Annotated in this window: 10 protein-coding genes; 6 read left to right on the top strand and 4 right to left on the bottom strand. The window is 64.5% G+C overall.

Annotated elements, in window-relative coordinates:
* The first annotated feature begins 469 nt into the window (after positions 1-469).
* On the top strand, positions 470-1,711 hold the full coding sequence (locus HNP98_RS22325; RefSeq protein ID WP_173809744.1) for a DUF418 domain-containing protein: 1,242 nt from the start codon (positions 470-472) through the stop codon (positions 1,709-1,711).
* Positions 1,712-1,784: 73 nt separating this feature from the next.
* On the opposite strand, the gene scpA is transcribed toward HNP98_RS22325, so the two are convergent.
* Positions 1,785-3,989 carry a methylmalonyl-CoA mutase gene (scpA, locus tag HNP98_RS09045; RefSeq protein WP_173809745.1) on the bottom strand — a complete coding sequence of 735 codons (2,205 nt, stop codon included), beginning with the start codon at positions 3,987-3,989 and terminating at the stop codon, positions 1,785-1,787.
* 149 nt (positions 3,990-4,138) lie between these two features.
* A complete protein-coding gene (locus tag HNP98_RS09050; protein WP_173809746.1) occupies positions 4,139-5,917 on the bottom strand; it encodes a methylmalonyl-CoA mutase family protein in 1,779 nt (592 codons plus the stop codon).
* A 173-nt stretch (positions 5,918-6,090) separates the two neighbouring features.
* Here HNP98_RS09050 and HNP98_RS09055 point away from each other — a divergent pair, with 173 nt between their 5' ends.
* From HNP98_RS09055 to HNP98_RS09070, 4 genes are all read left to right on the top strand, one after another.
* Positions 6,091-6,849, top strand: a complete 759-nt coding sequence (locus tag HNP98_RS09055) for a 5'-nucleotidase C-terminal domain-containing protein (protein ID WP_173809747.1) — start codon at positions 6,091-6,093, stop codon at positions 6,847-6,849.
* 66 nt (positions 6,850-6,915) lie between these two features.
* Positions 6,916-7,854, top strand: coding sequence for a bifunctional metallophosphatase/5'-nucleotidase (locus HNP98_RS09060; RefSeq protein WP_173809748.1), 939 nt, complete (start codon positions 6,916-6,918; stop codon positions 7,852-7,854).
* 155 nt (positions 7,855-8,009) lie between these two features.
* Complete coding sequence (gene dnaA / locus HNP98_RS09065) at positions 8,010-9,539, top strand: chromosomal replication initiator protein DnaA (protein WP_173809749.1); 1,530 nt, start codon at positions 8,010-8,012, stop codon at positions 9,537-9,539.
* 54 nt (positions 9,540-9,593) lie between these two features.
* A complete protein-coding gene (locus tag HNP98_RS09070) occupies positions 9,594-10,070 on the top strand; it encodes a Uma2 family endonuclease (protein WP_173809750.1) in 477 nt (158 codons plus the stop codon).
* 4 nt (positions 10,071-10,074) lie between these two features.
* Here HNP98_RS09070 and HNP98_RS09075 read toward each other — a convergent pair whose 3' ends face one another.
* Both HNP98_RS09075 and HNP98_RS09080 read right to left on the bottom strand, forming a co-directional pair.
* Positions 10,075-10,566: a hypothetical protein gene (locus HNP98_RS09075; RefSeq protein WP_173809751.1), complete on the bottom strand. Its 492-nt coding sequence runs from the start codon at positions 10,564-10,566 to the stop codon at positions 10,075-10,077.
* A gap of 112 nt (positions 10,567-10,678) precedes the next feature.
* The gene (locus tag HNP98_RS09080; RefSeq protein ID WP_173809752.1) at positions 10,679-11,110 is read right to left on the bottom strand and encodes an OsmC family peroxiredoxin; all 432 of its coding nucleotides are present in this window, start codon (positions 11,108-11,110) and stop codon (positions 10,679-10,681) included.
* Between the two features lie 104 nt (positions 11,111-11,214).
* Here HNP98_RS09080 and HNP98_RS09085 point away from each other — a divergent pair, with 104 nt between their 5' ends.
* A complete protein-coding gene (locus tag HNP98_RS09085; RefSeq protein WP_173809753.1) occupies positions 11,215-12,711 on the top strand; it encodes a GH3 family domain-containing protein in 1,497 nt (498 codons plus the stop codon).
* Position 12,712: the final 1 nt, after the last annotated feature.

Below are 12,712 nucleotides of genomic sequence, written 5' to 3' on the forward strand. Positions count from 1 at the left end.
CCTGGGCCGCCCCGTGCCCCCGCGGCTTGGGGCAGTGAATGCGCTGCGGGGCTGTGCGCCACCGGGGCAGTGGCAGTTGCGGCGGCGGAACTGGCCGCGCAAAAAGCTGCCGACGCGGCTCCGTCAGGAAAATTCTGCGGCCCAGCGGCACCACCGGCCGGCGGACGTTGGCCCACGAAATAAGTGGAACTATGCTAAGCTGAATTATGCGAAGCAAAATTCTCGTGGACCATTCAATTAAGTTAAAAGAACGATCGTGCTAACCTGCATGTACGCCAGCTAAATATGGCCGTCTAATCGGATAGGCGTTTGTTATTATTAATTAAAAAAATAACATTGATTATGCATATAGAAAGCGTAAATTTTATCATAACAAAGTACTGATTAAGACGTTTCAAATATGAATAGTAAGTTCTCGCAACTTGTACCTATTTAATTAATTATTTCCTAGTTTAAATTATATAAAATAGTGAGGCTTCTTACTTTATCAGGTGCTACAAAGCACGTTGGCAACACGTTATCCAAAAGGCTTGAAGAGGTGGATGTGTTGCGGGGGTTTTCTTTGCTGGGTATCTGGCTGGTTCACTTTCTGTTGCCTTATGCCGTTCAGAATACTGCCGGCCATGTGCATGCGCACAGTACTGGGAAACTGGCGGTTGGGCTGGGGGTAGAAATGCTCATGGTGGGGAAATTTTTTAGTATTTTCTCGCTGCTTTTTGGACTAGGTTTTTCCTTGCAGTTGCGGAGCGCCAGTGCCAAAGGCCACCCCTTTGTTGGGCGTTACATCTGGCGGCTGGTCCTGCTGGGGGCCATCGGCGGGCTGCACCGGCTCATTTTCGAGTCAGATATTTTGCACCTCTACGCAGTGGTTGGCTTGCTGCTTGTGCTGGTTCGCCGGTGGGGCAATGCTTGGCTACTGTTCACCAGCGCCTCGCTCTTTATGGGGGGGCTCTGCTTTTCTTTCTGCGTGGCCCCGGCCACCGCCCTGTTCATCCGCGTGGCTGGCGAACCAACTGGCAGGTTCCTGATGGATGAAATCCTGGTTTATCGGTTGTTCACTGTCGCTGCCATGTTTGTGTTGGGCCTGTACCTGGGGCGCAAAAACGTATTTTCAGACGGGCCCGCAAACCGGGTTTTCTTCAAGCGGGTGTTGTTCGCGGCGGCCGGGCTATTCGTGGGCTTAAAGCTCGGGTACTACCTGCTGGGCTTGGGGGGGGGGGGCCAAGCGCACCCCTACGATGGTGCCTACTTCGCATTGAAAAACATTTCGTTGTCGGCTCTGTACGTGGCCGGCATCGTGCAACTGTACCAGCGGCCATTGCTGCGGAAAAAAATGGCCTGGCTGGGGCCCATCGGCCAGATGGGGATGTCCGTTTACGTGCTGCAATCCCTGTGCATGGTGTTTTTTGCCTGGGCCATCGAGCGCTACGTGGAGGTAGCGGCCCCGCAACTGGCGTGGGTGCTGGGGGCCGCCGCGCTGCTGTTTGCGGGGCAGGCCGTGGCGGCGCGGTGGTGGATGCAGCGTTTCCGCTACGGCCCGCTGGAGTGGGCGTGGCGCAGCCTGACGTACTTGAAGCGGCAGCCGCTGCGGCGGGTGCGGGCGCGGGTGTACTACCTGAGAAAAGATTTCGTCCCGGTTAGAACATTCGCCTTGCGCACCGTTCCTCTCCAGGCCAGAAGAAGAGCCGGCACCGGCGCCAAGCAAGCATGACGCCCCGCCCGCAGGCACCACTGCGGCAAAAATGCATGCCGCCGAAGGGCGGCGGGCCAGGGGGGCGTGCCGGCTATTGTGCCTCCAGCTTGCCCAAAATTTCCATCGCGGCCTTGGCAATCACCGTTCCGGGGCCGTACACGCCGGCCACGCCGGCATCGAAGAGGAACTGGTAGTCCTGGGCGGGGATGACGCCGCCGGTGATGACCAGGATATCGGGCCGGCCTTGCTCTTTTAGCTCCCGGATGAGCAAGGGTAGCAGGGTTTTGTGGCCGGCGGCGAGGCTGCTCACGCCCACCACGTGCACGTCGTTGTCCACGGCCTGCCGGGCCACTTCGCCGGGGGTTTGGAACAGGGGCGCCAGGTCCACGTCGAAGCCCACGTCGGCGAAGCTGGTGGCGATGATTTTTGCGCCCCGGTCGTGGCCGTCCTGGCCCATTTTGGCCACCAGCATGCGCGGGCGGCGGCCTTCGTGGGCGGCGAAGGCATCGGCGGCGGCGCGGGCCCGGGCAAAATCTTCGTTGTGGCTCATTTCCTGCGAGTACACGCCCGACACGGTGCGCGTGGTGGCCTGGTGGCGGCCGTACATGGCCTCCAGCGCGTCCGAAATTTCGCCCAGTGTGGCCCGGGCCCGGGCGGCGGTAACGGCCAGGGATAATAAGTTAAAAGTTAAAAGTTGAGAGTTAGGAGTTGACGCGTCAGTATCAGATTTTAACTCTTCACTTTTAATTTTTAACTCCTCTAGGCGCAGGCCGGCGGCCTCGGTGAGGGCGGCCAGGGCTACTTTCACGGCCACCGCGTCGCGGGTGGCCCGCACGTGGGTGAGGCGGGCCAGCTGGCTTTCGCGCACGGCGTCGTTGTCGATGTCTAGCACTTCGACCTCCGTTTTTTCGTCGGTTTGGTACTTGTTCACGCCCACAATCACTTCCTTGCCCGCGTCGATGCGAGCCTGCTTACGGGCGGCGGCTTCCTCGATGCGCAGCTTGGGCAAGCCGGTTTCGATGGCTTTGGCCATGCCACCGAGCTCCTCCACCTCCTGAATGAGGGCCCAGGCTTTATCGGCTAGCTCGTGGGTCAAGGTTTCGACGTAGTACGAGCCGCCCCAGGGGTCCACCACTTTCGTCACGTCGGTTTCGTGCTGCAAGTACAGCTGCGTGTTGCGGGCAATGCGGGCCGAGAAGTCGGTGGGCAGGGCAATGGCCTCGTCCAGGGCGTTGGTGTGCAGGCTTTGGGTGCCGCCGAGCACGGCCGCCAAGGCCTCGATGGCGGTGCGGGCCACGTTGTTGTAGGGGTCCTGCTCGGTGAGGGAGTAGCCCGAGGTTTGGCAGTGGGTACGCAGGGCCAGGCTCTTGGGGTTCTGGGGCCCAAACTGCTGCATGAGCTTGGCCCAGAGCAGGCGGCCGGCCCGCAGCTTGGCGATTTCCATGAAGTGGTTCATGCCGATGGCCCAGAAAAACGACAGGCGCGGCGCAAAATCATCGATGGGCAGGCCCACGGCCAGGCCGGCGCGCACGTACTCCAAGCCGTCGGCCAGGGTGTAGGCCAGCTCCAGGTCGGCGGTGGCCCCAGCTTCCTGCATGTGGTAGCCGCTGATGCTGATGGAGTTGAACTTGGGCATGCGCGCCGCTGTGTAGCTGAAAATGTCGGCGATGATGCGCATGCTGGGCCCCGGCGGGTAGATGTAGGTGTTGCGCACCATGAACTCCTTCAGAATGTCGTTTTGAATGGTGCCGGTCAGCTTTTCGGGCGGCACGCCCTGCTCCTCGGCCGCCACGATGAAGAAGGCCAGTACCGGCAGCACGGCCCCGTTCATGGTCATGCTCACCGACATCTGCTCCAGCGGAATCTGGTCGAAGAGGATTTTCATGTCCTCCACCGAGTCGATGGCCACGCCGGCCTTGCCCACGTCGCCCTGCACCCGCGGGTGGTCGGAGTCGTAGCCCCGGTGGGTGGCCAGGTCAAAGGCCACGCTCAGCCCTTTCTGGCCGCCGGCCAGGTTGCGGCGGTAGAAGGCGTTGCTGGCCTCGGCCGTCGAGAAGCCCGCGTACTGCCGCACCGTCCACGGGTTTTGGGTGTACATGCTGGCGTAGGGCCCCCGCAGGTAGGGGGCCTGCCCGGCCCCGAAGCCCAGGTGGTCGAGGTGGGCCACGTCGGCGGCGGTGTAGCGGGGTTTCAGCGCAATGCCTTCGGGCGTGGCCAGGGCCGGCGCGCCGGGGCCCCCCGGGGCGGGCTGGGGCGGGGCAGCGTCGTAGGCAATGGCGGCGAAGTCGGGTTTCATCAAAAGGGGGTTAGGAGTTATAAGTTATGGGTTATGAGTTGAGTAATGAAGTAGATACGAGCGAAGCAGCGCGTTTGCACCATGGAGCTGGCAAAGCGCAAACGGTTGAAAAAACTCACAACTTCTGACTCATAACCCATAACTAACCTTTACCGCCCTTGCAGGCGGGACAATACTTCTTCGGTGGTGTAGCCCTGCACCCGCATTTCTTGGAAGCCGAACACGCGCACGGCTTCCTGCAACGTAGCCAAATCGGAGGAGAGCAGCACGGGCGGCATGAATAGCTGCCGCTCGACCGGGATGCGGTAGAGGAAGCGGGCAAAGCGCTGAAACTGCTCGGGCGTGGCGTACATCAGGGTGGCCTCTTCGGGCGACGAAAACAGGAACGACAAGGTGCCCTCGGGGTGGCTGGCGGCCAGTTCGGGGCGCTCCAGGGCCGGCAGCAAGCGCCAGAACGACTCCTCGATGTGGCGGTTCACGCCCACGCCCAGCAGCACCAGGGCCGCCTGGCGGGTTTTGCGCTCGCGCCGCTCGAAGTGCAGGGCCGTGGCCAGGCGCAGCACTTCCGTCGGGTACGCCGCGCGGGTGGTGTCGAACGCGGCCGAGCGCAGCAGCTTCTTGGGGTTGAAGGGAAAACGCTCGGCGCGGTTTTCGAAGCGGTTGGTGCCCACCACCACCTGCTTGCCGGCCGCGATGCGCCGGAAGGTGGCCGTAGCGGCCGTGTGCACGTTTTCGAGCACCTGTGGGCGGGCCGCCGGCAGCCCACCCGCCGCCTCGGTGTGCTGGAACAGGGCCCAGGCCGCGCGGGCCAGCTCGTCGGTCAGGGTTTCGAGGAAGTAGGAGCCCGCGGCGGGGTCCTGCACGGCGTCGAGGTGGGTCTCCTCCTTGAGAATGAGGGACAGGTTGCGGGCCAGGCGGCCCGAGAATTCGTTGGGCGCGGCAAATAGGCTGTCGAACGTGCCCACCGACAGCGAATCGGCCCCGCCCAGCACGGCGCTCATGGCTTCGGTGGTGGCCCGCAGCAGGTTGGTGTGGGGGTCGAGGGTGGTTTGCGTCCAGGTGGCGGTGGCGGCGTGCACGCGCAGGGCGGCGGCGGGCGGCAGGCCGTAGGCGTGCAGCAGCGTGGGCCAGAGGCGGCGCAGGGCCCGCAGCTTGGCCAGCTCGGGAAAGTAGCTGGGCCCCACGGCCACGTGCCAGTGCAAGGCCCCGGCCACGGCGGCCAGGGGCGTGGCCGCGTCGGGCAGTTCGGCCAGCAGGGCGGCGGCGGTGCTCAGGCCATAGGCCAGCTGCTGCGCGTCGGTGGCCCCGGCGTTGCCAAAATACGCCGCGTTCACGGCCAGGGCCCGAAAGTCGGGCCAAGCCTGGGCCAGCGCTACGCAGCGCCGCAGCGCGGCCCCGTAGCCAACCTGCTCGCCGCCTTCGGGGCCCAGCGGGGGCGCGAAGCGCAGGAAGCCGCGCAACGCCGTGCCCGGGGCGGCGGCCACCAGCCGGGCCAGCAGCTCGTCGGGCCCGCTGGCCACGGTGTAGCCGATAAACGTGGTGGCCAGCGGCAGCCGCCCGGCCAGGTAGTCCGCGTCGAACGTGGCCGCGTGGGCCAGCTCGAAGTGCACGCCCTCGGCCCCGTGCGCCAGGGCCGTCAGGGCCCGCTCCACCTCAAAGTGGCCGTCGGAGCCGGCCGGTACGGGCAGGGCGGGCACGTTCAGCCAGGGGCGCGCGGGAAAGGGCAGGGGCGCGGGCGGGCCGCCCAGCGCGTCCAGCGCCTCGCGGTGGTAAAAGGGCTCCAGCACCAGGCCGTCGGGCAGGGGCCAGCGCAGGGCGGCGGGGTCCTGGCCTTTCAACTCGCGGGCCAGGCGGGCCTGCCATTCGGCGCTCGTCAGGGCCGGAAATTCGGTGAAGGCAACCGGTTGCGCCGGGAGAAGCTCGGACATAAGAAAGAGGCAGAAAACCACGGCCGCGCCCGGCCCGATGGTGCCCGCAAGATACCGCCCCTACCGGGAAAGGCCCGGCCAGCGGGGCCGCCAGAATTGCCGGGGCCCTACCTTCGCCCGGCGAAGAGGGCCCGCCGGCCCGTTCGTTCTCCTTACTGCTCCCGCGTTTTTTCATGCTGCGTTCCTTTCGTTTCACGGCCGCTGTGCTGGCCTTGGCCGCGGCCGCTGGTTGCCAGCGCGGGCCGTACCAGCCCACGGCCCACTTTGCGCCCGCCACGAGCCAGCCGGTAGCCAAAACCCAGGCCGAGGACCCCGCCGTAGCGGCCCTCATCCGGCCCTACCACGACAAGGTGGCGGCCGAAATGCAGGCCGTGCTGGGCACCGCTCCCGAAGCCCTGAACAAGAAACCCGGCGAGTCGCCGCTGGCCAATTTTGTGGCCGACCTGCAGCGCCAGCGGGCCGCCGAGCTGCTGCACGAGCCCGTGCCGCTGAGCGTGATGAGCAACGGCGGCCTGCGCGCCGGCCTGCCCGCGGGGCCCGTCACGCTGGGCAGCGTGTTCGAGCTGATGCCGTTCGAGAACGAGCTGGTGGTGCTCGACGCGCCGCCCGCCGTGGTGCAGCAGCTGTTCGACTACGCCGCCCGCGTGAAAATGGCCGTTTCGGGGGCCGTGTACACCGCCACGGCCGACGGCAAGGCCCAGGACATCCGCATCGGCGGCCAGCCCTTCGACGCCGCCCGGGCCCGGCCCTACGCCGTTGCCATCTCCGATTACTTGGCCGGGGGCGGCGACAACATGGTGTTCTTCAAGAACATTGCCCCGCGCCACACCGGCGTGCTGCTGCGCTCCGCCATCGCCGACCACATCCGCGACCTCACCAAGGCCGGCCGGCCCGTCACGGCTCAGGTGGAGGGCCGGGTGAAAGTGCGGTAGCTTAACGGCCTGCTGGAGTTAGTAGGAATTAAGAATATATTTATATAATTGGTTAAATAATTTTCCATGCAGCGCCGCGATTTCCTCCGTAATTCCTTGCTCGGCACCGCCGGCCTCACCGTGCTGGGGGGCTTGGCCAATTCGGCTGAGGCCGCCGTCAGCAAAAAAGCCGCCGCTCGGCTCACCATCTTGCACACCAACGACATGCACTCGCGCATCGAGCCCTTCCCGGACAACGGCGGGCAGTGGGCGGGCCTGGGCGGCATGGCCCGGCGGGCGGCCCTGATTGCCGACGTGCGGGCCCGGGAGCCCAACGTGCTGTTGCTCGACTCGGGCGATATTTTTCAGGGCACGCCGTATTTTAACTTCTTCGGCGGCGAGCTGGAATACAAGCTGATGACGCGCATGGGCTACGACGCCAGCACCCTCGGCAACCACGACTTCGACAACGGCCTCGACGGCCTGGCGCGGCAGCTGCCCAACGCCGGTTTCCCCTTTCTCGTCGCCAATTACGACTTCACGCAGACGCCGCTGGCCGGTAAGTTCCAGCCTTACAAAGTGTTCGTGAAGCAGGGCGTGCGCGTGGGCGTGTTCGGCCTGGGCCTGGAACTGGCCGGCCTGGTGAGCGACCGCAACTTTGGCCAGACCTTGTACCTCGACCCCGTGGCCAAGGCCAAGGAAATGGTGACCCAGCTACGAGGCCCCGAGAAGTGCGACATGGTGATATGCCTCTCGCACCTGGGCTATAAGTACGACAACGAAAAAATTGACGACCGCAAGCTGGCGGCCCAAGTCGCGGGCATCGACCTGATTCTGGGCGGCCACACCCATACGTTCATGGACGCGCCCGAGCCCATCAAGAGCCCCGACGGCCACGCCACGCTCATCAACCAAGTGGGCTGGTCGGGCATCAACCTGGGGCGGCTCGACTACGATTTTGCGCCCGGCGCGAAGCGAGGCGGGCTGGCGAGTGCCGCCGTAGTGCCCGTGGGCGGGGCCTGCTAAAAGCCCGACATAAGCAAGGAACATCCGACTTTTTTTCCTGCTAAGTTTTCCACAATTTTGTTCCCCCCCGGCTGAAACGCGTCCACGTTCGGGCCGGGTTTGGTTGTCTTTCTACCCTCGCTTGACTCTGCCCGGTTCGCTGGCGGACTTGTCCCATGCTCAAAGATTTTCGCACCGTTTGGGCAGGCTGTCTGCGCACGATTGCGGCCGAAATCGGCGAGCAAAGCTTTAAAACCTGGTTCCGGCCCATCGTGCCGATTGAGTTGAAGGACAACGTGCTCACCATCCAGGTGCCGAGCAACTACTTCTACGACTGGCTGGAAGAGCACTACGTGGACGAGCTGCGCCGGGCCCTGTTCCAGGAGCTGGGCCCCGCCGGGCGCCTCGAATACAGCGTAGTGGTGGACCAGGGCACGCCCCTCGACCAGCCCAAAACCCTGCACCTGCCCCCGGCCCGCAAGCAGGCCGCCCCCGCCCAGGACGCGCCCCCGCCCGAGGCCCGGCCGCGCCCCGTGCCCGGCAACGGCCCCGCCAGCGGCCCGCGCTACTACCAGGCCGCCGGCAGCCACCGCCCCGTGGGGGGGGCCGCCGCCGCCATCGCCGAAGCGGCCCCGCGCAACCCCTTCCAGCAGGCCCGCGCCGTGGACGGCAACCTGGTGCCCTCGCAGCTCAACGGCTCCTACACGTTCGACAACTACATCGAGGGCGACTGCAACCGCCTGGCCCGCTCGGCGGGCATCGCCGTGGCCAACAAGCCCGGCACCACCAGCTTCAACCCGCTGATGGTGTACGGCGGCGTGGGGCTGGGCAAAACCCACCTGGTGCAGGCCATCGGCAACCACATCAAGGCCTCGGGGCCCGAGCGGTTCGTGTTGTACGTGTCGGCCGAGAAGTTCACCAACCAGTTCATCGAAAGCGTGAAGTCGCACAAGGTGCAGGACTTCGCCAACTTCTACCTCCAGGTGGATGTGCTGATTCTGGACGACGTGCAGTTCCTGGCCGACAAGGACAAGACCCAGGAGATGTTCTTCCACATCTTCAACCACTTGCAGCAGTCGGCCAAGCAGATTGTGCTGACATCGGACCGGCCGCCCAAGGACTTGCAGGGCCTGGAAGACCGGCTGCTCTCGCGCTTCAAGTGGGGCCTGACGGCCGACGTGCAGACGCCCGACTTTGAAACGCGGGTGGCCATCATCCGCAACAAGATGGAGCAGGACGGGATTGACATCCCGGCCCCGCACGTGGTCGATTACCTGGCCAACTCGGTGCACACCAACGTGCGCGAGCTGGAGGGCGTCATCGCCTCGCTGGTGGCCCAGAGCAGCCTGAGCCGCCGCGACATTGATTTGGAAATGGTGAAGCAGGCGCTGCGCCACATCATCGAGGAAGTGGAGGCGGAGGTGAACCTCGACTTCATCCAGAAAACGGTGGCTGCCTACTTCGGCGTGTCGGTGGAGCTGCTGAAGGACAAAACCCGCAAGAAAGAAGTGGTGACGGCCCGGCAGGTGGCCATGTACTTCGCCAAGCACCACACCGCCCACACCCTGAAAACCATCGGCTTCCACTTCGGCGGGCGCGACCATACCACCGTGATGCACTCGGTGCAAACCGTGTCGGACCTGGTGGACCTGGACAAAAAATTCCGCGCCCAAGTAGACGATTTGCGGAAGAAATTCGCCAAATAGGGTACCGGGCTTTTCGGCGGGGCGGATTATCTTTGGGAGAACCCCGCTTTTGTTATGGAACGCTCCGCTGCTGCTCTTTCCGAATACGAGTCGGAGCGCGGCAAGCCCGGGCCCAGCGAAAACCACGGGGCGGTGCAGTCTAATCTGATTTTTGAATTGGGTACCCGTTACCGGTCGCAGTACCGGTTTTTGTCGGAAATCGACCTCAATGTTGGCGGGCGGGTGCTGGTGCCAGACATCGGGATTTTCTTCCCAATGGTCGTTGATATGGCGCACGACCAGCTAGTAGTGGAGCAGTTGCCGCTTACTGCGATTGAAATTATTACGGTTACCCAAGAATTGCGCAACCTGATTAGCAGGGCCAATCAATATTTGCGGGCCGGCGTGAAATCGTGCTGGGTGGTACTGCCCGAAGTAGCGGGCATCTTGGTGTATTCCGCCCCCGGCGAGTATAAATTTTTCCACGGCCCCCAGACCTTGACTGACCCGGCCACGGGCATTGAGCTGCCGCTGGGGCCCTTGTTTGAGTAGGGCGTTAAACGCGCGGCGGGTTGGGTTCGACCAGGGCGATGCCGTAGCGGACGGCGAAACGACGTATCTGCTCGCGGAATACCATTTTGCGGCGCTTGCCCTTCACTTCCTTCAAATCGAGGGCGTACAACTCGTTGTCTTTCAAACGTACGCGCATCACGGAGGCCAGCAGCTCCAAGCTGGCAATGTTCTCGACGGCGAAGACCTGCTTGGGCCGGAACAGGCCGTTTTTGTGCACCATGTAGCCGGGTGTAAACTCCAAGTAGCTTTGGGTGCCGAACACCGGGGCGTTGTTCACCAGCACGTAGCCGATGTACACCAAGCTGAAGGCCATGAACACCCAGTGCAGGAAGTGGTGGTCGTTGGCCATGGTGTCGCCCCAGGCCATGCCCGCCACGTACACCAGCCAGAACAGGCCGATGGCCAGCTGCCCCCAGAACGGGATGCGCGAAGTGTTGGCGGGGCGGAGGCGGATGCGGGTAGAACCAGTGGGCATGGCGACAAAAATAGCTGTCAGTTATTAGTTGTCGGTTGTCAGGCGCTCAGGTCCTTATCGGAACGATGACGCAAGCACCTGACAACCGACAACTATCAACTGACAACTAAACCTACGCCAGCTTGGCTTCCAGCGTCATTTTGGGCACGGCGCTGAGCACTTTCGACACCGGGCAGTTGGTTTTGGCGTCCTCGGCGTGCTTCTGGAAGTCGTCGGGCGTGATGCCCGCGCCCGTTACCTTGCCCACGGTGTGCACGTGGATGTGTTCGATGACCGGGTGGCCGTTGTTGGGGTTCATCGTCACGGTGCTGGTCGTGGTGATGTTTTCGATGGTGTGGCCGTGCTTGGTGAGCACGCTGGTGAGGTACATGGTGTAGCAACCGGCGTGGGCGGCGCCAATCAGTTCCTCGGGGTTGGTGCCCGGCTGGCCCTCGAAGCGGCTACCGGCCGAGTACGGCGCGTTGAGCTGGCCGCTATCGGTGGTGAGGGTGCCGCTGCCCTTAATGTCGCCGTTCCAAACGGCCTTGCCTGCATGATCTGCCATGATGGTGTTTTGAGTGGGTGAAGTTGTGGGGGAGAAACGGCGGGCCCGGCTTTAGGTTGTGCCCGCTGGGCCGCGAAGCCGCGCGGCGGCGCTTCCTTTGGGCCATGGGAATCAAATCAGCGCTGAGTCGGCCCCTGGCGGCCTACGTGGTGCACCGCGACCGGCAGTGGCAGCGCGAGCCCGTGGCCGCGCAGCTGCGGCTGCTGCGGCGGCTGGCGGCCACCGGGGCCCCCACGGCCTTCGGCCGGGCCCACGACCTGGGGGCCCTGCGCACCCCCGCCGACCTGGCCCGCCTGGTGCCCGTGCGCGACTACGAGGGCCTGAAGCCGTACTTCGACCGCACCCAGGCCGGCGAGGCCGACGTGCTCTGGCCCGGCCGGCCGCTGTACTTGGCCAAAACCAGCGGCACCACCAGCGGCACCAAGTACATCCCCATCACCCGGGCCAGCATCGGCAACCACATCAACGGGGCCCGCGACGCGCTGCTGCACTACGTGCACGCCACCGGCCGCAGCCGGTTTCTGGACGGCAAGCTCATGTTCCTCAGCGGCTCGCCGGTGCTGGAGCAGCACCACGGCCTGGCCACCGGCCGCCTCTCGGGCATAGCCAACCACCACGTGCCCGCTTACCTGCGCCGCAACCAGCTGCCGAGCTACGCGGCGAACATCATCGAGGACTGGGAAGCCAAACTCGACCGCATCGTGGAGGAGACGCTGCCCGAAGACCTGACCCTGATTTCGGGCATCCCGCCCTGGGTGCAGATGTACTTCGACAAGCTCTTGCAGCTCACCGGCCGGCCCATCAAGGACATTTTTCCGAACCTCAACCTGTTCGTCTATGGCGGCGTCAACTTCGCGCCCTACCGCGCCAAGCTCTTCGAAAGCATCGGCCGGCCCATCGACAGCATCGAGCTGTTTCCGGCCTCCGAAGGCTTCCTGGCCTTTCAGGACGAGCCTGGCAACCCCGGCCTGCTGCTGCTGCTGAACAGCGGCATTTTCTTCGAGTTCGTGCCCGCCGAGCGGTTTTTTGAGGCCAACCCGCCCCGCCTCACCATCGCCGACGTGGAGCTGGACCGCCAGTACGCCGTCGTGCTCACCTCCAACGCCGGCCTGTGGGGCTACTCGCTCGGCGATACGGTGCGCTTCGTGGGCCTGGCCCCGCCCCGGGTGGTGGTCACGGGCCGCCTCAAGCACTTCCTGTCGGCCTTCGGCGAGCACGTCATCGGCGAGGAAGTGGAGGGAGCCCTGCGCGAGGCAATGACCCAGTTCCCGGCGGTGGAGGTGGTGGAGCTGACCGTGGCCCCGCGCGTGAGCGCCGACCCCGGGCAGCCCTCGCGCCACGAGTGGCTGGTAGAATTTGCCCGCCCCCCGGCCGATGCCGCCGCCTTCGCCGGGGCCCTCGACGGGGCCCTGCGCCGCCGCAACACCTACTACGACGACCTGCGCCGGGGCAACATCTTGGTGCCGCTGCTGCTCACGCCGCTGCCCGCCGGCGCGTTTCAGCGCCACATGAAGCGCCTGGGCAAGCTCGGCGGCCAGAACAAAGTGCCGCGCCTGAGCAACGACCGGGCCCTGGCGGAGGGGCTGGTCGAAAATCCGTAAC

Origin of the sequence: Hymenobacter caeli (genome assembly GCF_013294115.1) — a bacterium.
Classification (GTDB): Bacteria; Bacteroidota; Bacteroidia; order Cytophagales; family Hymenobacteraceae; genus Hymenobacter; species Hymenobacter caeli.

What these genes read in the sequence shown, in the direction of transcription:
- scpA (WP_173809745.1), bottom strand. Translation starts at nt 3,989, where the DNA reads ATGAAACCCGACTTCGCCGCCATTGCCTACGACGCTGCCCCGCCCCAG.
- HNP98_RS09050 (WP_173809746.1), bottom strand. Translation starts at nt 5,917, where the DNA reads ATGTCCGAGCTTCTCCCGGCGCAACCGGTTGCCTTCACCGAATTTCCG.
- HNP98_RS09055 (WP_173809747.1), top strand. Translation starts at nt 6,091, where the DNA reads ATGCTGCGTTCCTTTCGTTTCACGGCCGCTGTGCTGGCCTTGGCCGCG.
- HNP98_RS09060 (WP_173809748.1), top strand. Translation starts at nt 6,916, where the DNA reads ATGCAGCGCCGCGATTTCCTCCGTAATTCCTTGCTCGGCACCGCCGGC.
- dnaA (WP_173809749.1), top strand. Translation starts at nt 8,010, where the DNA reads ATGCTCAAAGATTTTCGCACCGTTTGGGCAGGCTGTCTGCGCACGATT.
- HNP98_RS09070 (WP_173809750.1), top strand. Translation starts at nt 9,594, where the DNA reads ATGGAACGCTCCGCTGCTGCTCTTTCCGAATACGAGTCGGAGCGCGGC.
- HNP98_RS09075 (WP_173809751.1), bottom strand. Translation starts at nt 10,566, where the DNA reads ATGCCCACTGGTTCTACCCGCATCCGCCTCCGCCCCGCCAACACTTCG.
- HNP98_RS09080 (WP_173809752.1), bottom strand. Translation starts at nt 11,110, where the DNA reads ATGGCAGATCATGCAGGCAAGGCCGTTTGGAACGGCGACATTAAGGGC.
- HNP98_RS09085 (WP_173809753.1), top strand. Translation starts at nt 11,215, where the DNA reads ATGGGAATCAAATCAGCGCTGAGTCGGCCCCTGGCGGCCTACGTGGTG.